Genomic DNA, 21,277 nt, shown 5'->3' with positions numbered 1-21,277 from the left:
AACTAAGCGATTCCCTCACGAGAACCGCTCGTCTCCAAAACCGTGCTTGAGACTTTCACCTCACACGGCTCCTCAATAATAAGGCTCTTGTCATGAGTACCTCTGTCGCTCGTTTTTACGGGCTTAGGTTTAGCGCTATTACAGCTAGATTTGGTACCGTAACTACCATCGGTGGCAGTTTTTTCATCGTGGCAATGACGGTGTAGGAGTTGAAGATTGTCGTAATTATTCTTTCCGCCGTTCGACTTAGGAATAACGTGGTCAACTTCCATAACCGATGATTCAGTAAAATATAGTCCGCAGTGGGTACATTTGCCCTTTTGACGCTTCAGCAGGGTTGCTTCCCGTTTAGGCATCTCTGGGTGGTTTCCCATTCTTGTACTCCAGTAAACTAGGTTGCCGTCAAATGGACTAGCTTCGCCTTTAACTTTGACATGCTTTTTGGATTTAATTTCTGCATGTTTTAGTAACCGTAGGGGATTTTTTTCCTCTTGGCTGGTTGCGAATACCCAGTTATCTCCGCCTATGGTTTGCCAGTATTTATTGGTTATCCAATGTCCCGATTTATTTGGGTGGCGGCGTTGTGCCCAGCTTTTTAGTTTCCAGTACACTTTGTTGTCAGTTTTGGAATATTCATCCTGACTGGCGACTGTGCGGTAATAATTAGCCCATCCGCTAATGATTGGATTCAATCGGGCTATCAGTGCAGCCTGTGTTGCTGTTTTGTACTGGTTAACTACCTCGGTTATTTGGTTGTAGTGTACTTTTATCTTTTGTTTGCTGGGTTTGATGATTGTCTTGAAGCCAAGTGGTTCTCCCATGCTGGTACAACCTGTGTTGTATTTCCCTACCTGGTATTGCCTCACGTTGAATCCTAAAAAATTGAATCCCGGTTCTTGCCCTTCATACCTTTTTAGTGTATGGACAGTACGTGTTTTACTTGGTTTCAGTTCTAAGCCCATGCCTTTTAGCCATTCAGCAGTTATTTGCTGACATCTTTGGACTACGGTTATGTCCTCGTGTGTAATCACTAGGTCATCGGCATATCGGATTAAGTTTGGGGGTGAGAAATATTCTCCTTTTTTATGAAACCAGGTCTCTCTTTGGTGTTTTTTTAATTCTGGAAAGACCTGCTTAATCCTCTCTTCCATCCCGTGGAGGGCGATGTTTGCCAATAGTGGAGAAATGACCCCACCTTGCGGCGTACCCTCAGATGTAGGGAACAACTCTTTACCGTTCATCACTCCCGCTTTTAACCAGGCACGAACTTGTCGGCGGATGGTAGGGAATGTATTTAATTTTCTGAGTAGTTCCTCGTGGTTGATGCGGTCGAAACATTTCGCAATATCGGCATCTAGCACGTATTTTGGTTTTTGCCTAATTGCCTTGAATATTGCTTCGATAGCATCGTGGCATGAGCGTCCTGGTCGGAATCCGTAACTGTTTGGCTCAAATCGAGCTTCCCATTCTGGATCTAATGCTAGCTTGACCAGCGCTTGGAGCGCTCTATCATACATCGTAGGAATACCAAGAGGGCGTTTTTCATCCGTTCCTGGTTTGTCTATCCAAACCCTTCGTGTAGGTCTGGCTTTCCCTTTTAGCCCAAGTTTGTTCACCATTACCAGCCTTTGGACGGGCGTAAGGGATTTAATTCCGTCTACTCCGGCTGTCTTTTTGCCTTGGTTGTCCTGAGTTACACGACGTACTGCCAGCATCTTTGCCGACCATGACCTCATCAAGGTCTTCTGGAGTCTGCGAACTGTTCTAATATCACCACGACTAGAGGCTCGAAATATTCTCTTTTGCAGCTTGTAAACCCGACGTTCCAGCTTTCGCCAGTCCACCTGGTTCCATTCCACCGTAGTTTTTACACTCGTTTTAGACATTTGTACTGTTACTAGAAACTATTTCATCCTTATTACCGTGGGAATGTCAGCATATCCTTGGCATTACCCAAGGCATTCGCTTCTTTCCCAATCCCACCCACTCGTAGCATCCGGCTAGCTACCTACTCGGAGTATTCGACCTCTCCGAGAGCTAACGAGGGGTTACTTCGTTCCGAATGACCATACTACAAACCTTTAGAGTCCCACTCTTTACCGGGTTTATTTGGAGATGCTGTTGGTCGAGATGCTTTCGCCAACCCTTAATCCTTGCCCTTTTGGGTCTCCCAGCTAGTCAGTCCATTTTGCTGGTTTTGCGTCACGGTAATTTAACGTGGGTTCAAGTTTTTAACTTTACTCATAGGCTCTTTGCTTGCCCCGCACTACCTTGGACTAGGAGTGTGGAAGGGCTTTCATCCCCGCTTTACGGATTGATGGCTAGTCGCTACCGTAGGGGAAGTGCTTTCACCTGGCATCTACAGGGGAGAGATTTTCACCCTCATGGTCATTCAGTTGTCAAGGTTCTTTTCCAGTCGATACGAGGGACTGGAACCTTGCGGCTAATCCTCCGAACCCTTACAGGTTCTAGTTTCTAGCCAACGAATCGCACCGCATCTACACAAGCAAAGCGCACGGTAAAGTTTTTGCCATTGGTATCTTTGACTACTAAAGTATCGCCATCACTGACTCGCTCAACTGGTTCTCCAGAAGTACTGATAAAGCGATCGCAGCCCATCAAACCCCAAATTATGATAGTTACACAAAGCCAAAATCGCACTGGTTTAGTTAATTTCTCCATCCAAACTTACCTGCATGACCTCTGTGGAATGATACTAGCAAAATACAAAGATATATTTGTTAATTATTGACATAGTTCCACAGGCAATTCAAAAAGCGATCGCACTTTGATTGCTTCTGTTACAGTAATCATCAAACATCTGCCTCCAGTTGACTGTGGAAGACAGCAAGTATCTACTGTATTGTCATATTCCCGCACCTGCTACACTAGTTATGAAAGACCTAAAACAAGTAATAATCAAATAACTAGCGGTACACCCAGCAAACCTGAGTCAGGTGATTCCTACAAAAGAAACTATGAAAGCTGAAGCAGAAAACCATTTCAGGCTGACTTGTGAAGTAGAAACTACCCTAAAAGTGATTGGTGGACGCTGGAAAGTTTTGATTATTAGAGAATTAATGACTGGTGTAAAACGGTTTGGTGAGCTGCAACGAGCTTTACCTGGAGTTACGCAAAAGATGCTAACTCAGCAACTCAGAGAAATGGAGGAAGATGGAATTATTCATCGAGAAGTTTATCCCCAAATCCCACCCAAGGTAGAATATTCACTGACACCTTTAGGAGAAACTTTGCAACCAATTCTCTATGCTATGCACGACTGGGCTGTGCAACATTTAGGTAAGAATTCAGGAATCAGAATTCAGAATTCAGAATAGTTAAAGAATTAGGAGAAAATTTGATACATAAATGTACTAATTATTTGCACTTACTTAACTTAAACAATAATTGCTAATTTTCAATTCCAGCAAGCACATTGATGAGCAGGATATTGAATTTTTAATTCATTCATTGCTTTTTAAATATTCAATTGCTGCCTCTAATTTTGAAGGGTAACTTTCAGCAAACCTTTCAAACCAAAGTCCTTCAGACGAAAGCGGATCTACTTTGGTTAACCATTCTTTCGCCTGCACTTTTAAACCTTCTAGTTGTTTGGCTTTAAGTTGTTCTTGTCGAATTCGTTCCTGTTCTAGTTCTTGCTGTCTTTTTAATTCAATAGCAGCATCCTCTTCGGCAAAATCAGCCTTAACATCTGCCAAAAGCTTATCCATAAAAGATGCCGACTTTGGCGATGATGGAATAAACGATTTGGCTGTGGCTGATTTTGACTGCTGCTGTTGTGGTTGTACTTCTTGACATTCAGTTTGGAGTTCAGCTAATAGCTTATCAATGGAATCCATTTTTGCAATTCCTAATAAATAATATAGCTAGTCATTAATAGCATTGAGTAGCACTTCCGATAGACTCAAATCTTCCATATCTTCCATAGTAATGGTGTCACAGATATCAAACTTAGCACCAGCACTTTGGAGTTCATCATCTAAGACTTTGAGAAAGCGGGTAGCTTGTTGATCTGTGCCAACTTGAATAAAAGAAATAGCTAATTCTTCATCTCGTTCGATGCGACGAGAAGCTTCAATAATTACCCTCATGACTGCTTTGCGATCGTCCGGTTCACCATCAGTAACCACTAAAATTGTTTCACCATTTGGCTTGGTTTGACCAGCTGCTTTGCGTTGAAGGTAATCATCAGTTGCATGTTTTAACACACTTGCCAAGTCAGTTGTACCAGAGGGATCGTTCTCTCGAAAAATTTGTGATACCTTGTTGGATGTGACATTTTCGTATCGTTTAAATTTACCAGAAAATACATAGATAGTGATACCATCTGGGTCAAATTGCTCACATTTACTAGCTAAAGCTAAAGTAGATTCTTGGGCTGCAACCCATCTAGTTCTACCACCCTTTTGATCTTGGGTTGCCATGCTACCGCTTTTGTCAATAATCAAGGTATAATCACGATTTTCTAGCATTATTCAATTCTCCAATCTAGAATTAACAGTTATTGAACGATGGGCGATCGCTAAACATAGAGCAGATTTCTAGTTAGTCAGGTATACAAGGGAAGTCTGCTACCCAAGTATAAAGCGTGTTTGACTCCTGAATTCTGAATCCTGAATCCTGCTATATTTAGTCAGTTATTGCGTTCGTCAATACATCTACAAGACTCATTTCTTCTAAGTCGTCTAAAGTGACGGTATCGCAAATATCAAATTTAGCGCCGACACTTTGCAACTGGTCATCCAAAGCCTTGAGGAATTTAGTTGCTTGGGCATCTGAACCTACTTGAATGATCGAAATTGCTAATTCTTCATCACGTTCCATCTGACGAGTCGCATGAATGATGACTTCAAACACAGCCTTGCGATCGTCTGGTTCACCATCGGTGATGACTAAAATTGTCTCTCCGTTTGGCTTGGTTTTACCTAGCTGCTTTGCGTTGAAAGTAGTTATTGAGGGCATCCTGAAGTACACCTGCTAAGTTTGTTGTGCCAGCAGGGTCATTTTCGAGAAATATCTGTGCCGACTTTGGCTGAAGTCACATCATCGTAGCGTTTAAATCTCCCAGAAAACACATAAACGGTGATGCCATCGGGGTCAAACTGTTCGGCCTTTCTAGCCAATGCCAGAGTAGACTCTTGAGCGATTTCCCATCTACTTCTACCACCCACTTGGTCGGGTGTGGACATACTGCCGCTTTTGTCAATGATTAAGGTATAGTCGCGATCGCTCATCATAATCTTCCTTTGATTGTTACCCTGTGGTTCTAGTCTAATCCACGAATTTAACGATACCGTAAGTACTTTAAGGTTTCGTATCAATTGTGCTACTCAAAAAAGCCGCATCACAGTTGATGAATGCGTTGGCAACGATCGCTACTGTGATTTTGTTGGTCATAGCCAAGAAGAATTAATTGGCAAGTCAGACTATGATTTTTTTTGCAAGTAGAAGCTGATGCGTTCTGGGAAATAGATGAACTGGTTTTCACGACAAATATTACTAATGAGAACCAGCATCTTTTTACTGATGCTCAGGGTACGACAAGGCACTGAGTTTGTGATTAAGATTCCCCCGATCCAGGATAAGCCAGCATAATTCGTAATTGATAAGTAGTAATTACGAATTACGAACTTGTACTGAGCGTCTTGCCCTGAGCGTATCGCTAAAGCGAAAGCTCCGCTAACGCGTAGCGTCTCGTAGAGAAGCCGTTGGCGTGGTAACAGAGCGTAGTCGTTCGCGCAGCGTCTCGTAGAGAAGTGCAGCCTCTCGTAGAGAAGGGAGCCGAAGTATTACGAATTAGCTAAATACTTCCACTTCTTTAGGAACCTTCATTTGGTCGAGAATTCCCCAAATTTCCTGTAACATCGGCTCTAACCCGGTGCGAGTAACTGCTGAAATCACAAAAACCGGGGCGTAGGAGAGATGATTAAGTTGGGTGGCTAACGCCTCTAAATCGACGGTTTCCCGATCGACTGCATCAATTTTATTCAGCGCCAAAATTTGCGGACGTTCTGCTAAACCCCTTCCATAAGCTTGTAATTCTTCCTTAATTGTGTTGTAGTCTCTAACCACATCATCACTAGTGGCATCAATCAAGTGAAGTAGCACCCGCGTGCGCTCGATATGGCGCAAGAAATCATGTCCCAGCCCTGCCCCGTGCGCTGCTCCCTCAATGAGTCCGGGAATGTCGGCGAAAACAGTACCATCGCCAGTGGGTTTTCGCACTACACCCAAATTTGGAATCAGGGTAGTAAAAGGGTAATCTGCGATTTTCGGACGTGCAGCGGATAAAGATGAAATTAAAGTGGATTTACCAGCATTTGGTAAGCCAATAATCCCCACTTCTGCCAAAAGTTTTAACTCTAGGCGCAGCTGCTTTATTTCCCCTGGTAATCCTGGGAGGGCATATTCTGGGGCGCGGTTACGGTTGCTCAAGAAATGCTGATTTCCCAGTCCGCCTTTACCACCTTGGGCAATCAGCAAAGTCTGCTTAGGCTCAATTAAATCTCCCAGCAGTTCGCCAGTTTCAGCATCATAAATAGTTGTACCGCAGGGAACTTCAATAATTAAATCCTTTCCTCCTGCTCCGGTGCAGTTACTTGGCCCGCCACGAGTCCCTTTTTCTGCCTGAAAGCGATGGTTATATCTGAAGTCCAACAAAGTTTGTAGGTTTTCATCGGCAACGAAAAATACCGAACCACCTCGTCCTCCATTACCACCAGAAGGGCCACCAGTCGGCACGTATTTCTCTCGCCGGAAGGCGACAATACCATCGCCGCCTTTACCAGCTTCAACTTCAATTTTTGCTTGATCGATAAATTGCATCTTTCTAGAGTCCTGTTAGCGGATAGCTAGGGTTTAACCCGTGCTGAATTATGAGTTGCGAGTTATAGGGGAGTTATAAATTATAAGTTTTAAAATCTTATTCCTCACTATTTACTTGTAACTCACACTCCCTCCTCCCCTGCCCCTTTTGGTCAAGATATGGGAATATTATAAAGTTGTAGCTAACCGCCTACGTAGAGGTTTAAAGTGGATACCATTGCAATTCCTGCTCTAAATCGGCCAGTGGATGCCACGGTAGAAATTCCTGGTTCTAAAAGTCTGACCAATCGGGCGTTGCTTGTCGCTGCTTTGGCGCAAGGTGACTCCATTTTAGAAAATGCCTTATTTAGTGAAGACAGCGAGTATTTTGCTAAATGCGTAGAGCAATTGGGCATTCCCATTACTTTGAATCCGCAACTGGCACAAATTCAAGTGGCGGGAAGGGGAGGCGAGATTCCAGCTAAACAGGCAGATTTATTTGTGGGTTTGGCAGGTACAGCAGCACGGTTTATTTCGGCGCTGGTGGCACTGGGGAATGGTGAATATCGCCTAGATGGCGTTCCCCGGATGCGAGAACGACCGATGGGCGATTTGTTGACGGTGCTGCAAACGGGTGGAGCAACCATTAACTTTGAGGGAAACTCCGGGTTTATGCCGTACACCGTCTATAGTCGGCAATTCGCTGGCGGCAATTTTCGGGTGAAAGCGAACCAAACAAGTCAGCAACTTTCGGCATTGCTGATGATTGCGCCTTATGCTCAACAAGACACAATTATTGAGGTTGAAGGTACGTTGGTTTCTCAGTCTTACGTCAAAATGACCTGTCGTTTAATGGCAGATTTTGGCGTGGAGGTGATTCAAATCGGCGATAATCAATTTCAGATTAAAGCAGGTCAACGTTACCAAGCTCGACACTACACAGTCGAACCCGATGCGTCAAATGCCTCTTACTTTTTTGCCGCCGCCGCTGTCACGGGTGGACGGGTGCGCGTCAAACATTTGACCAAACAATCCTGTCAGGGTGATATTCTCTGGCTGAATGTTTTAGAACAAATGGGTTGTCAAATTAAGGATGGGGATGATTACACCGAAGTGACGGGGCCGAAGCAATTGCAAGGTATCGATATTGATATGAATGATATATCGGATCTAGTGCAAACATTAGGAGCGATCGCACCCTTTGCTAGTTCACCGATTACCATTCGGAACGTGGAACATATTCGATATAAAGAAACTGACCGAATTAAAGCTGTTGTCACAGAATTGCGGCGGCTAGGAGTTGAAGTTGAAGAATTTGCAGATAGACTGAAAATTCAACCTGGCCCTATTACCCCAGCGGCGATTGAAACCTATCACGATCATCGAATGGCAATGGCTTTTGCTGTCACTGGCTTGAAGGTTCCAGGCATTGTAATTAAAGATCCTGGTTGTACAGCGAAGACTTTTCCTGATTACTTTACCCGATTCTTCCAAATGTTAGAGCGATAAGAGCTATTTTCGCTCAACTTACTTTTTCAGTGCCAGAGTTAAGCCATCTGCGATCGCTAGTAAACTAAGATTAACTCGCTGGTCTTGATGCAGTTTTTGATTAAAAGCACGAATTCTTTTAGTTCTATTATCTTGCACTTGCGGGTCGGCAACCCTACCTGACCAGAGAACATTATCGATCGCAATCAATCCCCCCGGACGCACTAATTGCAGCGATCGCTCATAATAAGCATCATAGTTGCTCTTATCTGCATCGATGAAGGCAAAATCAAAAGTTTCTGCTTCTTGTGTTGCCAGTAGCCAATCCAAAGTCTGCAAAGCTGGGGCAATATGCAATTGAATTTTATCCGCCACACCTGCTTGTTGCCAATAACGTCTAGCGATCATTGTAAATTCTTCACTGATATCACAGGCTACCACCTTACCGTCCTTCGGTAACGCCAATGCCACCACCAGGGAACTATAACCTGTAAATACCCCAATTTCCAAAGTTTTCTTCGCTCCTAGCAACTGCACCAGTAACGCCAAAAACTGGCCTTGTTCGGGAGCAATTTGCATTCTCCCGATTGGATATTGGGCTGTTTCTTGCCTCAGTTGGGTTAAAATTTCTGGTTCTCGCAGAGAGACTGACAGTAAATAGTCATAGAGGTTTTGTTCGAGTCCTAATGTTTTAGTTGTCATGGGCATTGGGCATTGGGCATTGGGCACTTGTACTGAGTTTCGACTGCGCGGAAATCGAGCGAAGTCGAGATTCAACTACCGCGTAGTCGAAGTATTGGGCATGGAAAATAGGAGACTACCCGCATTTCTCACAAGCTTAAGGCATTTGATGGAGCGAGGAGGAGTAATGAGTAAGGAGTAATAAGTTTTTACTCATTACTTATTACTTATTACTTATTACTTATTACTTCTCCCCCAATGCGAAAACTGTATGGACACAACTGGATATCTGGCATCAACCATCAGCACAAAAAGCTATAGATGCAGGACTTAATGTGGTTATGAATGCTTGTATCAAAATTGAATATGTGCGTCTGAAAGTAGGATTAACACGGGATGTTTAGTTTTTATGCGTACAGATATTCTAACAATTATGTAAATTGTTATTGTTATGCAACGCCGCGTAGTTTACCACCGTAGGTATCTCACACACATTTTATGTGTAGAGATATTGCATACCAAGTCTTTGTTTGAGTTACTTGCTTAAACCCTTCTAGAATAAAAACTATTGTGGGTATTTTATTACTAAACTTGTTTTTATTATCGGAGGTTATGATGAGCCGTCCAATAATTCTTGGTATTGTCGGTGACAGCGCGGCTGGTAAAACAACGCTAACGCGGGGAATCGCTCAGGCACTCGGCCCGGAAGATGTCACAATCATCTGTACAGATGATTACCATCGTTATGATCGCCAACAACGTGCAGAAATTGGCATCACTGCCCTCCACCCCGATTGCAATCACTTAGATATTATGCAGCAACATCTGTCGCTGCTACGCACAGGACAACCAATTCTCAAGCCAGTTTATAGCCACAAAACAGGCACATTCGAGGCGCCGGATTATATTAAGCCCAGTAAATTCGTGATTATCGAAGGATTACTCGGTTATTCTACTCGTGCCGCCCGTGATTCTTATGATGTTAAAGTCTATCTTGCGCCTCCTGAAGATTTACGTGCTAAGTGGAAAGTCAAGCGAGATACGCAAAAGCGTGGCTACACACCGGAACAAGTACTAGCGGAACTAGAAAAGCGCGAACCAGACTCAGCCCAGTTTATCCGTCCCCAACGGCAATGGTCTGATATAGTAATTAGTTTCTATCCACCCACTGATGAAGATGATGAAACCAATGGACACCTGAATGTCCGGCTGGTACTGCGTCCGACAATTCCACATCCAGATTTTACCGCAATTACCAACTCTAGTTCCAGCAATTCTGACTCAGCCATCCGCCTGGGACTAGATAGGGATATGTGTAAGCCAGTAGATGTCTTAGAAGTTGATGGTCATGCCACTTTAGAACAGGTGAATAAGCTAGAGCATATTATTTGTTCTGATATGCCTCATCTACGAAATATTTGCGATCGCGAAAGTAATCCAGAACTGGGTAAAATTGCTGGTACAACTGGAGAAACACTGCAAAGTTATCCTCTGGCTTTGACTCAGTTGATCATTACCTACCACATGCTCAAAGCAACGCAAATTTATCAGTAATCAACGAAAATGAAGGGGTTTAAAGGGTTTGCGATCGCCTGTAGTATTGGGCTGCTGAATTATGCGATGCCTATGGTGGTCACTGACTTGTACTGAGCGTCTTGCCCTGAGCGTATCGCTAAAGCGAAAGCTCCGCTAACGCGTAGCGTCTCGTAAAGAAGCCGTTGGCGTGGTAACAGAGCGTAGTCGTTCGCGCAGCGTCTCGTAGAGAAGTGCAGCCTCTCGTAGAGAAGGGAGTCGAAGTAGCTTGCCGTTGGCGTGGTAACAGAGCGTAGTCGAAGTGCAGCCTCTCGTAGAGAAGTGCGGTAAACTACCAATTTGCTTACTCAAATTTCAGGTGCACAAACGCGCCCTTCAATCGGCTCATACTCATCTTCTAGCAACCAGAGTTGAGCCTCTTCGTAACTTAAACAAGTAAATATGACTTTATAACCCTCGGCGGGATCGTATACGCAACACTTTCCTTCACGATCGACAAGAAGTAACAACACATAGGGAGGCGACAGCATTGCATCAATCCAGACTTCGGCAAACTCCCAGTTATTCTGCACCGGGCCGGGTGCGGGGAATGACGTGATATCGATTTTCTGCATCAATTTTCACCTCTGCATAAAATAGCGGGATGCTTGACCCTTCTGGACTGATTCTGTAACCAATGGCTTCAGCAAAAAACAGACCATAACGCTCGTATCCCCGAACAGTTCCAGTGTACTCTCCTCTTTCTATCAGAGCTTGAGTAACTCTATTCATTGTGGCTTCATCGTTGAAAACATGAGCGGATCTTCCTCGTCTCAACAATGTTTGCATTTGAGGGGTATCTGGTAAATGTTTATAAATGTGTCGAGGATCGAAAATAATTTCACGCTCAATGCCACTCATAAAGCTAGATATTTGTGCCCTATGAGAATATCACGCTCCATCTTCTTGAATTTTAGAGTCAATAAAACCTTTGAGATTGTTGAATAAATCATCGAACATAGCGATTGCCCTAAATCATCTTTTTTTAGTCTTCCCTTTAAAAGTTGCAAATGAAATTACCTATACAAACTTACCAAAATTAAAGATTTTCTCAAATAAAGATGATTTTGAGAGCAAACGAGGGATAACTAAGGATAGTTCTATGTGTGGTGCTATTTTCTTAGTTTAATATGACCTATTGCCTCAGAATTGCCGACCTACCTACAAATGAGCGTCCGCGTGAGCGATTAATGACGCATGGTGCAAAAATTTTAGCCACAGCCGAATTAATCGCAATTCTTCTAGGCACTGGTCAAGGGCCAGGAAAACTATCTGCTGTGGGTTTGGGACAATATATCTTGAGCGAATTAGGCAAACATCAACGCGATCCTTTAGTAGTTCTGCGAGAAGTTAGCCCTGCTGAATTGATGCAAATTTCTGGTGTTGGCCCAGCGAAGGCGACAAGTATCTTAGCAGCAATTGAACTGGGTAAACGTGCCTTTCAATCTCGCCCTAACGATGGCACATTAATTGATAGCCCACTTGCTGCTGCTGCTACCCTCAGCCAAGATTTGATGTGGCAGGTACAAGAACGTTTTGCAGTGGTGCTATTAGATGTCAAGAATCGTTTGCTGGGTACGCAAGTAATTACTATTGGCACTGCAACCGAAACCCTAGCCTCTCCCCGTGATATTTTTCGGGAAGTTATTCGTCAAGGTGCAACGCGGGTAATAGTTGCCCACAACCATCCTTCTGGGAACCTTGAACCTAGCCAAGAAGATATAGAATTGACGCGTCAGTTATTATCAGGGGCGCAGCTTTTGGGCATTCCGGTACTAGATCATCTGATTTTGGGCAATGGCAATCATCAAAGTTTACGGGAACTGACAACCTTGTGGGATGAGCATCCACAGGGGGATTAAAATAATTCGTAATTCGTAATACTTCGACTCCCTTCTCTACGAGACGCTGCGCGAACGACTACGCTCTGTTACCACGCCAACGGCTTCTCTACGAGACGCTACGCGTTAGCGGAGCTTTCGCTTTAGCGATACGCTCAGGGCAAGACGCTCAGTACAAGTTCGTAATTCGTAATTAAAGACTTGTGAGAATGGCAAGCCGCAGATCCCCGACTTCTTTAAGAAGTCGGGGATATTGTTTCTGATGTTTGATTTAGGATTGCTATGCTACAACTTATTTGCTTTCCTGCATACTTCTGACTAGTTTTGTTACTAGCTTTCTGGGAGTAAATCTTACAGATTCAGCGAGGAGCTTATTTTTAATTCCAGGAACGACAACAGTTTTGTTTTCAAATAGACCGCGATAACCGATTTGGGCTACTGTTTCCGCAGTCATAATTTTTTGACCGCTTACCAACTTTGAGTCTTCCATTGCGGCTCTTTGTTGAAAACCAGATTCGGTAGGGCCTGGACAAAGCGCCGTTACCGAGACACCTGTACCTTCTAACTCATTAGCGATCGCTTCTGAGAATGATAAGACATAAGCTTTACTAGCGTAGTATACTGCCATCAGCGGCCCTGGTTGAAAAGCAGCAGTGGAAGCTAAGTTTAATATTTTTCCAGATCCCCGTTTAACCATACCTTTGAGAAATAACTTGGTTAAATGTGTCAGACATAAAACATTAACCTGTAGCAATTGCATTTCAGCATTCAGGTCAATTTCGTTAAATAATCCATAAGTAGCAAACCCAGCATTGTTCACCAACACATCAACATTGATTGATGCTTGTTCTAGCTCCCTGAAAATTTCTTCTGGGGCTGATGGGTTAGATAAATCTTTGGAAATAACTTTGACATCAATGCCAAATTTCTTTTTAAATTCCTCGGCGATTTTATTCAGCTTGTCCACGCTTCTAGCTACCAACACAAGATTGTAACCATCTTGAGCAAATAATTTCACGAATTCATAACCGATGCCGCCAGATGCACCAGTAATAAGAGCCGTTTGTTTGCGATTAGTCTGCATAATTCTTCCTCTCTTAACAGCTTGAAAACAAATGAGTCATTAGTCATTAGTCATTAATTCTTCTCCCCTTGCCTCCCCTGCTCCCCTGCCCCCCTGCTTCCTTTATTTCCATTGGGAAATTTCCAAGCGAACTGCCGCATTTGTTCCTAAGACTTTTTGCCCACGTTCAGGTAAGGAAACATACGCAACATATACACCTGGAATGGATTCGGAAGTCGGATTTAACTTTGTTACTGGCTCTTTTTCTTCAGAATTCCAACTGTATTGAGCTTCATAACTGCTATTTGATTCGGCAACATCAGTAATTAGATAGTCAGACCACAAAGGCACTTGGTCGAGATGACTGTCACGTAACCAATTCTTCTCTTGTTTTGTGAACGAATGCAGTGCTAAACGCAGGGCATATCTACAAGTATTATCGTCACTGGCTGAGTTTCTTGGGATTAAGAAAGCTGTAAATAGCGGAACAGGTTTATCTGTTCGAGTTAACTCTTGTGTAATTGGGCAATAATGAGCGATCGCTTGCTCATATATTGGAATAGGAAGACCACGCAAAGCCACCCTAGTTTCCAATTGATAAAAATTCTTGTCCAGGTCTTTTAACTCAACATTGCTCAAAGAGAGTTTCACCTGGATATCACCAAACAAAAATCGTTGCAGGTTTTGATAACCTTCTTCAGAGTTCAATATGCCATAACGTCCCCCATGAGAGCGATGAACATAAGCACGATGAGATCCCGCAATATAAGCTTTATCGATCTGAACTAGGCCATCACTTTTGACTCCCACAACCTTGCGTGAAAAACCAAAACCTTCTTCATAATCATGTGCATTAGTACCAATCAAAGAAAAAACGCGGTCTGGTGGAAATGCATCCTCTATGCTTTGTAGTTTTTCTAGTTGAAAGTCATCGGGTAATTCAGTTGTTGGCTTGATACCAGGTGTTAAATACTGATACATTCGCTGAGGGCCAAAATCATCAGAATTATTCAATTGAAACTTGTCTCTCAAGTTTTCCAGCAAGCCACTCCCAACCTCAAAATAAATACCGCCATGAGGTGTACCGTAGGTAAAGAATTTGTCAATGTGATCCGCAGCTTGTTCGCCTTGTTCTGGATAAATCTTTTGAATCAAGCTGCGACAAACAAGACCTCCCATTGAGTGGCCAACCAGATAAATTTTGTCAGCACCAGTCGTTTTCTTGACATTCTGGATCAAGTCTCTTAAACCCTTGGCAATCTCCTCCATCTCTTGTCGAACTACACTTGAGGAGCCAAAACTAGGTGTAGATATATCATAAAATCGATAGATCCAAATAGTTTGATCCAGTTGACCAGACAATCTTTTAATCTGATTGCTCACATTCTGATTGTCAACAATCGGTTGATAACCATGATCGGTCATTAGCCGCAGCAATGGACTCTCGAAAAAAAACTTCTGAGGATTTTCTTCCTCATCTACTCGAATATGAGTTGAACCACTATTAAATCCATAAAAGGGATCGTTGACTGTTTGCTCAACGTCTTTTTGTGTACCTGCATATCCACGAACAAAGACGATTGGTAAATACTGCATAATATATATCCTTGCTATTTAATCAATATTTTTTCTCGTTCCCAGATTTAACCTGGGAACGAGTGCAGAATATCAAGACAAGTTGTCTTAGTACAACATTGTATTAATTCGTAGCGAATTCTCTGTATTTAAAACACTACGATTTTACAAGCTGTACTTAAAAAGTTTTCACGAACTCAATTAAGGCTTTCTTATCTTCATCTGGGAGATTTGAGCCAAAATAATGACCCTCATCTTCTACAAAGTCAGGAGATTTGTTGGCTCTTAAAAGTACACGTGCCAACTTACCCTTAATGCCACCGCCTGGTTTCAAATCTTGGAAAAGGCTGCTGAGATTGAGAGATGTAATCGCCTCTCTAATATTGATGCTTGCTAGCAAATTCACAGGTGTACCTTTAGGAACAGGAAGCCTAAATCTCGGATTCGGATCTCCTGGGGGAAGCTCTAATTTAGTATCTTGAGATGTCCTGCTGATAATTCCCTCGCGTTTTTCAGGCCATAGCAGCTTTTCCATCGCATCCGTATAGGCTTCTACACGTCCTTTCACTGAAGGATCTTCGTTATAAAGTCCTAGTGTGTTGTTATGCAGAAGTGGTGCTGTTGCCCAAATGCTCACTAGTGAAGGTGTACGGTAATATCCCAAACCGCCGTCAGGTATCTTAAATTCGATGGGTTTTTTCTCATCGAAGGGGTTGTACAGCGTCAAAGTACCTGGTGAAGGCAGTTCTTTGAACGTCTTCGACGAGAACTGATCCCAAATATGCCCTTTACTGGCATTTGTCCCTAGCGATCGCGCCGCATTAGTCCCAATTAGTGTAACTGGGTAACGCTGGTCATCAGACAAGAAGTTGTGGTCGAGGAAATTACTACTGAGTACAGACTCTTCGTACCATTTTTGAGCCTGTTCGGCGTCAGCTGCAATTTCAGCCGGTGGCTTTTTGCTGGAATGACAACTAGCGCAAGTGCTAGCAAAAACCAGCTTGCCACGTTTGAGAACTTCCTCATCTTTAGTCAAGAACTCTTCACCACCTGGTGCATCTTTCAGGTGCATCGGCTTGATGGTTTTTAAGAATGCTTCGGCATCAGCCATACGTGCTTCTGTCTGTCTCCAGCCTTCGCACTCCTTCCGCGCCTTTTCGATATCAAAAGGTTTTTGGGGAGTTCTGCCTAATAAAGGCTCATGGAGAGTTGTCCAGTAATCGCCGCACATCCCAATGTTGACGTAGACGCGTAGTGAGGCATTTGCCACTCCTGTAGAGTCTGCACCATCCTTGAGAATATGATTAACATCCTTGGTTGAACCATCATTCATTACCTCTGGATATGTGGGGCGATCGCCTAAATTAAAAATGGCATTAATCGCATTCGGATTATTGATGTGATCGGTGGCAATCCGAGAAGTATCAGAAGTTCCAGGTCTTTGAGAATCAAGTACTTGCTTAACAAAACTATTTTTTCCAACGCTGGATGCAAATAATTTATTTTCCTTAATGTACTGATTACCCAATGCTGCTACCAGGTTTTCCCATTTTGGATGTTCCTTGTCTTTGGGTGGATTGAGAGGATCTAACGCTACATGACAGATGGCGCAGGACTGCCCGATCACGTATGGAGGCTCAATTTGTGAGTCTTTGGCATATTCAACAGGGTTCCATTTCGCCGAGTCGAAGTTGGGGTTGGGAAACTTACGCAACCCAATTACGCCAGTTGAGAGCGGATCTTTACATTTATCTAGCAGCAATCCGTATTCATCTGGTGCTGTCGCCTTTTCACATCCAGGATCATTAATTGCGCCAAAACGTTGCAATCGCTCGTCATGCATACGTGAGTCAATCAGCTTTAGCAAGTCAACACCGCCATGTGTTCGCTTCGCTAAATCGCGATAGTACTTAGCATTACCACCAGTCCATAAGTACCAAGTGCAACGACCCCGTTTCTCGGCATCTGTCAAATTCTCCTTGGTGTACTCTGGGAGATAACCGATGCCCTCGCAATTATCTGGGTATTCAGATACACCCGTACCTGAATACCCTGTACTTATGGATGTAGGTATTTCACTATACTCATCGGCTAGAGCTGTAGACGTTCCATAAAAGCCGCAGACTATAAACATAGTCGCGAATAGGAGGAGCAGACAGCCCTTAAAAATTAGACTTGTCTTTTTCATAAAACTCTCTGGTCATAACACCTAAACCTTTCCCACTGCACCTCACGTTTGCAGAGGTACACTAATGCTTCATCACCAATTTCCCATTTTCCAGATTTAGTCTTGGGAGATTTTGATGATTAATGTACCCTACTGAGGTTCGTTATATATGAAGTTACTACACAAATTTGCAAAACGTCATCAATAAACTTTTATACATTTCTAAATCAAAAATTTAAAAAATTGTAAATTTACAATGGTGTTCAATAACCAATTTGCTATGGTTATATCGATTTCCTACCTACTTGGTTAAGTTTGTAACAAATTGTTAGCAGCTACTTTTAAGGTTGCCTTAACCTTTTAAGACAAATAAAAGACGGAAAATNTTCACTTTTTTTAACAATCGCTCTGTAAATCCCGTAGGTTTACAAATTGCAAAAGTCTTTATATAACTGTAAAAACCAATAAGGATAAATATCCATGCTGAAACTGGNNNAGTAAATTTAAGTAACAAAAACTTAATACTTAGCGCTCCCATCCGAAAACCTCCACTGTAGATTTGTAGACATAAAAACTTGCCTTCCCAGAGACACTAGAAATAATAGTTCTCTGGCGAGACTGTTAGTGCTACGAATAATTTTGACTTCTAATTTTATTGCCGAAACAATATATAAAGCCAGAGAAACACATGGAAAACGATATTATCTTTGAACCATTGAGATTCCGTAATCTCACAGTAAAAAATCGGATATTTCGCTCAAGTATTTCTGGAAGATGGGATAACTATGATGGTTCAGGAACTCAAGCCCGAATCAACTGGGAAGAAAAGTTTGCTCGTGGTGGTGTAGGAGCGATTATTAGTTCCTTTGTTCCAGTCGCCATCCGGGGAAGAATTATGCCCAATTACGCCACCATTAACTGTGATGAGCGCATTCCCTTTTGGCGAAAAGTAGGAGAAAGAGTCCACGAATATGACTGTAAATTTATTTTGCAATTAAGTCATTCAGGGCGACAGCAAGATATTGGTGGTGTAGAAAACTTAGGAAAAAAAGCCTTAAGTTCCACTAGCCAAACTGAGCCATTCCACGGCTTTTTGTGTCAAGCGATGACACTAACAGAGATTAAAGAAACAATCCAATACTTCGCCGATGGTGCTAGACGTGCCCGTGAAGCAGGTTTGGATGGAGTAGAATTGCACAGTGCTAATGGATATCTTTTTAATCAATTTCTCAGTTCTGGAATTAACGACCGTCAAGATGAATATGGTGGTTCATTAGAGAATCGAGCGCGGTTTTTGCTAGATGTAATTAGAGCAATCCGCAAAGAAGTAGGCAACGACTTTCATCTGCAATTCAAAATTAGTGCCGTTGACTATAACAACGCCGTCACCTTTTGGGAAAAACCAGGTAATACCATAGAAGATTCTATCCAAGTTTGTCAATGGGCAGAAGAAGCTGGGGCTGATGCGGTCCATGTGTCAACTGGTAGCTTATTTCCTCACCCGCTCAATCCCATTGGTGATTTTAATTTTGATGTAATTACTAGAACTTATGATGCCATGTTGTCAAGTGGTGTCGAAACCACACGCAACTACATTTTATTTCGCAAAGCATTTTTTCATCCACTTTTCAATTTTTTATGGAATCGTGTGAAAAAGCAATTGCCTCCTCAAGCATTTAGCGGTGATGATGTAAAAGACCCGAAAATTAAACAGCTACTAATAGAGAACCAAGGCAGAAACTTACTAGATTCCAGAGAAATTAAAAAGCACGTTAATATTCCTGTATTATGTACAGGTGGTTTACAGCAAGCTTCTTATATTCGTCAGGCAATTAATGATCAGTATTGTGATGGCGTCACAATGGCTCGTACCTTAATTGCTAATAATGACCTAGTTAAATCTTTTCAAGCAGGTAAAGACCTGGCAGATAAACCCTGTACTTATTGCAATAAATGTCTGCTGAATGTAATTGAAAATCCCTTGGGTTGTTACGAGCAGGATCGCTTCAATAGCTATGAAGAGATGATGGAAGAAGTAATGTCAGTCTTTCATGAAACTCAGTTTGCAAATTTATCTAGATAAAAAAGCGATGCGGATCACATCGACAATTTCGCTTATAAATAATCTCGACAAAATGGGGAGTGTTTCATGACTGAACAAACAAACCCTACTCTACTTCCAACCTCAATCAAGGGACTCTTTAAACGGATTTGGGTTGTGATTGTAGGTATTGTAGCAGTAGCAGTATTTTTCCTGTGGCCTGTTTTGTCCAACTCCCCAGTGGATTATGCTGATATTGAAAACCACTTTAAATATGGTTCAATCGGCAGCGAACCCATCAATGGCATCCCTTACTGGATTTGGAAAGTTTTACCAGAATTATTCTCAGATAAATTACCTGGAAAAGGTTATACTTCTTTGGGATTTATCAAAGAACCTGATAAAGATTTGCCTATAGGTTTTTCGCAACGAAGAATCTTTATCGATAGAGTTGGGTTGAATTGTGCTGTATGTCATACAGGAACGCTGCGAAATACCCCTAATAGTGAACATCAAGTCATCACAACAATGCCTGCTAATGTAGTTAATTTGCAGGGATATATCAAATTCTTATCAGCAGTTGGTGTAGATGAGCGCTTTACTGCTAACCGAATGTTGCCAGAAATTGAAAAAATCAGTGGTGGTCTTAATCCCATTGAAAAATTACTTTATCGCTTCATTGCAATTCCTCAAACTAGAGATGCACTAATTAATCAGGCATCTCGACTTAATTTCGTTGAAAAACAACCAGATTGGGGGCCAGGAAGAGTAGATACTTTTAATCCTTATAAAGCAATTCAATTTCATTTCCCAATGGATAAATTGCGTGAGGATGAACTGATTGGGACTTCTGATTTCCCTTCAGTTTGGAATCAAAAGCCCCGTGAGGGATTGCAGTTACATTGGGATGGTAATAATACTTCTGTTGATGAACGAAATAAGAGTGCAGCTTTAGGCGCTGGAGTCACACCCACAACAATCGATTTACCTCGAATTCAAAGAGTTGCTGATTGGCTTTGGGAACTACCACCACCAAAATATCCCTACGAAGTTAACGAAACTATAGCAGCGAAGGGAGAACAGCTTTTTGAAAGCAATTGTGCTAGTTGTCACGCTTTTGGTGGTGCATATACAGGCAAAGTTGTCCCAATTCAAGAAATTGGTACAGACCCTCATCGTCTCGACTCATATACCTACAAAACGATGTCTAACCAAAATACTCTGTATACAGGGTATCCGTGGCGCTTTAAGAATTTCCGCAAGACTAATGGCTATGCAAATATGCCCCTTGATGGTGTTTGGTTACGTGGCCCTTATTTGCACAATGGCTCAGTCCCCACCTTACGGGATTTACTAGAAACACCAGAAAATAGACCTAAAGAATTCTATCGTGGCTACGATGTGATTGACAGAGCAAAAGTTGGTTTTGTATCTGATGTCGGTGTAGAAAACGGTAAGCAATACTTTAAGTTCGATACCACAAAACCTGGAAATAGTAACAGTGGTCATTTATATGGAACCGATCTTCCTACAGAAGATAAAGATGCACTAGTTGAGTACATGAAAAAGCTTTAAAAGGATAAAAAAATGAATAATTACGCTAAATGGTTTAGTCGCGTTACTTGGGTTGGCATTATTGTTAATATGCTTTTTGTCATTCCCTCTTGCTTCTTTCCAGAACTAATGTTGACGTTCCTTAAAATGCATATACCAGAGCCAATTATCTGGGTTCGTGCTGCGGGAATGCTGTTGTTTATTATTAGTGCATTTTATATTCCTGGGGCACTTGACCCGTATCGATATCAGGCAACTGCCTGGATATCAATATTTCCTTCAAGAGCTTTTGGATCAACATTTTTCATTTGTGCAGTACTTTTCTTTGGACAAGATAAAGGATTTTTATCCATTGCCTTTGTAGACCTGTTTTTTGGATTAGCGGAACTAATTCTTCTGACCTTAGCGATGCGTAGCAAAATGCAATCGCTGCAATTCCAGTGAAGCAATTCTTCTAATTTTATCCCTAG

Annotated in this window: 20 protein-coding genes and 2 pseudogenes; 8 read left to right on the top strand and 14 right to left on the bottom strand. The window is 42.4% G+C overall.

Annotation, left to right across the window (positions count from 1 at the left end; translation table 11 throughout):
- Positions 1-2 precede the first annotated feature (2 nt).
- From ltrA to QUD05_RS24180, 3 genes and pseudogenes are all read right to left on the bottom strand, one after another.
- Positions 3-1,886: a group II intron reverse transcriptase/maturase gene (gene ltrA, locus QUD05_RS24190; protein WP_289798317.1), complete on the bottom strand. Its 1,884-nt coding sequence runs from the start codon at positions 1,884-1,886 to the stop codon at positions 3-5.
- A gap of 607 nt (positions 1,887-2,493) precedes the next feature.
- Positions 2,494-2,682, bottom strand: a pseudogene (locus QUD05_RS24185) (thermonuclease family protein); the annotation flags it as partial.
- A gap of 63 nt (positions 2,683-2,745) precedes the next feature.
- Complete coding sequence (locus tag QUD05_RS24180) at positions 2,746-2,880, bottom strand: hypothetical protein (RefSeq protein ID WP_289798316.1); 135 nt, start codon at positions 2,878-2,880, stop codon at positions 2,746-2,748.
- Between the two features lie 98 nt (positions 2,881-2,978).
- Between QUD05_RS24180 and QUD05_RS24175 the strand changes: the two genes are divergently transcribed.
- The gene (locus tag QUD05_RS24175) at positions 2,979-3,338 is read left to right on the top strand and encodes a winged helix-turn-helix transcriptional regulator (protein WP_289798315.1); all 360 of its coding nucleotides are present in this window, start codon (positions 2,979-2,981) and stop codon (positions 3,336-3,338) included.
- Between the two features lie 126 nt (positions 3,339-3,464).
- On the opposite strand, the gene QUD05_RS24170 is transcribed toward QUD05_RS24175, so the two are convergent.
- The 4 genes and pseudogenes from QUD05_RS24170 to obgE all read right to left on the bottom strand — a co-directional run bounded on the left by QUD05_RS24170 (position 3,465) and on the right by obgE (position 6,846).
- On the bottom strand, positions 3,465-3,860 hold the full coding sequence (locus QUD05_RS24170) for a salt stress protein, Slr1339 family (RefSeq protein ID WP_289798314.1): 396 nt from the start codon (positions 3,858-3,860) through the stop codon (positions 3,465-3,467).
- Positions 3,861-3,887: 27 nt separating this feature from the next.
- Positions 3,888-4,493 (bottom strand): vWA domain-containing protein, encoded by a 606-nt coding sequence (locus tag QUD05_RS24165; RefSeq protein WP_289798313.1) that lies wholly within the window; start codon positions 4,491-4,493, stop codon positions 3,888-3,890.
- Positions 4,494-4,650: 157 nt separating this feature from the next.
- A pseudogene (locus QUD05_RS24160) lies at positions 4,651-5,258 on the bottom strand (vWA domain-containing protein).
- Positions 5,259-5,817: 559 nt separating this feature from the next.
- Complete coding sequence (gene obgE / locus QUD05_RS24155; RefSeq protein ID WP_289798312.1) at positions 5,818-6,846, bottom strand: GTPase ObgE; 1,029 nt, start codon at positions 6,844-6,846, stop codon at positions 5,818-5,820.
- Between the two features lie 207 nt (positions 6,847-7,053).
- Here obgE and aroA point away from each other — a divergent pair, with 207 nt between their 5' ends.
- Positions 7,054-8,334, top strand: a complete 1,281-nt coding sequence (gene aroA / locus QUD05_RS24150) for a 3-phosphoshikimate 1-carboxyvinyltransferase (RefSeq protein WP_289798311.1) — start codon at positions 7,054-7,056, stop codon at positions 8,332-8,334.
- A gap of 18 nt (positions 8,335-8,352) precedes the next feature.
- On the opposite strand, the gene QUD05_RS24145 is transcribed toward aroA, so the two are convergent.
- Positions 8,353-9,015 carry a class I SAM-dependent methyltransferase gene (locus QUD05_RS24145; RefSeq protein ID WP_289798310.1) on the bottom strand — a complete coding sequence of 221 codons (663 nt, stop codon included), beginning with the start codon at positions 9,013-9,015 and terminating at the stop codon, positions 8,353-8,355.
- 194 nt (positions 9,016-9,209) lie between these two features.
- On the opposite strand from QUD05_RS24145, the gene QUD05_RS24140 reads away from it, so the two are divergent.
- Both QUD05_RS24140 and QUD05_RS24135 read left to right on the top strand, forming a co-directional pair.
- Entirely contained in the window at positions 9,210-9,398 is a 189-nt protein-coding gene (locus tag QUD05_RS24140) for a CoA-binding protein (RefSeq protein WP_354666186.1), read from the top strand.
- Positions 9,399-9,609: 211 nt separating this feature from the next.
- On the top strand, positions 9,610-10,548 hold the full coding sequence (locus QUD05_RS24135; RefSeq protein ID WP_289800064.1) for a phosphoribulokinase: 939 nt from the start codon (positions 9,610-9,612) through the stop codon (positions 10,546-10,548).
- 135 nt (positions 10,549-10,683) lie between these two features.
- Here the strand turns inward: QUD05_RS24135 and QUD05_RS24130 are convergent, their stop codons facing one another.
- Genes QUD05_RS24130 through QUD05_RS24120 form a run of 3 tightly spaced genes read right to left on the bottom strand, consistent with a single transcriptional unit; the run spans position 10,684 to position 11,427 of the window.
- A complete protein-coding gene (locus tag QUD05_RS24130; protein WP_289798309.1) occupies positions 10,684-10,878 on the bottom strand; it encodes a hypothetical protein in 195 nt (64 codons plus the stop codon).
- Positions 10,875-11,141 (bottom strand): hypothetical protein, encoded by a 267-nt coding sequence (locus QUD05_RS24125; protein ID WP_289798308.1) that lies wholly within the window; start codon positions 11,139-11,141, stop codon positions 10,875-10,877. The genes QUD05_RS24130 and QUD05_RS24125 overlap by 4 nt, the downstream gene beginning before the upstream one ends.
- On the bottom strand, positions 11,089-11,427 hold the full coding sequence (locus QUD05_RS24120; RefSeq protein ID WP_289798307.1) for a DUF6972 family protein: 339 nt from the start codon (positions 11,425-11,427) through the stop codon (positions 11,089-11,091). The genes QUD05_RS24125 and QUD05_RS24120 overlap by 53 nt, the downstream gene beginning before the upstream one ends.
- 269 nt (positions 11,428-11,696) lie before the next feature.
- Between QUD05_RS24120 and radC the strand changes: the two genes are divergently transcribed.
- On the top strand, positions 11,697-12,428 hold the full coding sequence (radC, locus tag QUD05_RS24115) for a RadC family protein (protein ID WP_289798306.1): 732 nt from the start codon (positions 11,697-11,699) through the stop codon (positions 12,426-12,428).
- 271 nt (positions 12,429-12,699) lie between these two features.
- On the opposite strand, the gene QUD05_RS24110 is transcribed toward radC, so the two are convergent.
- The 3 genes from QUD05_RS24110 to QUD05_RS24100 form a co-directional block, all read right to left on the bottom strand.
- On the bottom strand, positions 12,700-13,491 hold the full coding sequence (locus QUD05_RS24110) for an SDR family NAD(P)-dependent oxidoreductase (protein ID WP_289798305.1): 792 nt from the start codon (positions 13,489-13,491) through the stop codon (positions 12,700-12,702).
- A gap of 102 nt (positions 13,492-13,593) precedes the next feature.
- The gene (locus tag QUD05_RS24105) at positions 13,594-15,066 is read right to left on the bottom strand and encodes a PGAP1-like alpha/beta domain-containing protein (protein WP_289798304.1); all 1,473 of its coding nucleotides are present in this window, start codon (positions 15,064-15,066) and stop codon (positions 13,594-13,596) included.
- Positions 15,067-15,223: 157 nt separating this feature from the next.
- On the bottom strand, positions 15,224-17,179 hold the full coding sequence (locus QUD05_RS24100) for a hypothetical protein (protein ID WP_289798303.1): 1,956 nt from the start codon (positions 17,177-17,179) through the stop codon (positions 15,224-15,226).
- Between the two features lie 721 nt (positions 17,180-17,900).
- On the opposite strand from QUD05_RS24100, the gene QUD05_RS24095 reads away from it, so the two are divergent.
- From QUD05_RS24095 to QUD05_RS24085, 3 genes are all read left to right on the top strand, one after another.
- Positions 17,901-19,295 (top strand): NADH:flavin oxidoreductase, encoded by a 1,395-nt coding sequence (locus QUD05_RS24095; RefSeq protein ID WP_289798302.1) that lies wholly within the window; start codon positions 17,901-17,903, stop codon positions 19,293-19,295.
- 66 nt (positions 19,296-19,361) lie between these two features.
- On the top strand, positions 19,362-20,828 hold the full coding sequence (locus QUD05_RS24090) for a c-type cytochrome (RefSeq protein ID WP_289798301.1): 1,467 nt from the start codon (positions 19,362-19,364) through the stop codon (positions 20,826-20,828).
- 12 nt (positions 20,829-20,840) lie between these two features.
- Complete coding sequence (locus tag QUD05_RS24085) at positions 20,841-21,251, top strand: hypothetical protein (protein WP_289798300.1); 411 nt, start codon at positions 20,841-20,843, stop codon at positions 21,249-21,251.
- Positions 21,252-21,277: the final 26 nt, after the last annotated feature.

The sequence above is a fragment of the Nostoc sp. GT001 genome (assembly GCF_030382115.1).
GTDB lineage: Bacteria > Cyanobacteriota > Cyanobacteriia > Cyanobacteriales > Nostocaceae > Nostoc.
Note: the sequence above shows the minus strand (reverse complement) of the source record. Positions and strands in the feature narration are given on the sequence as shown.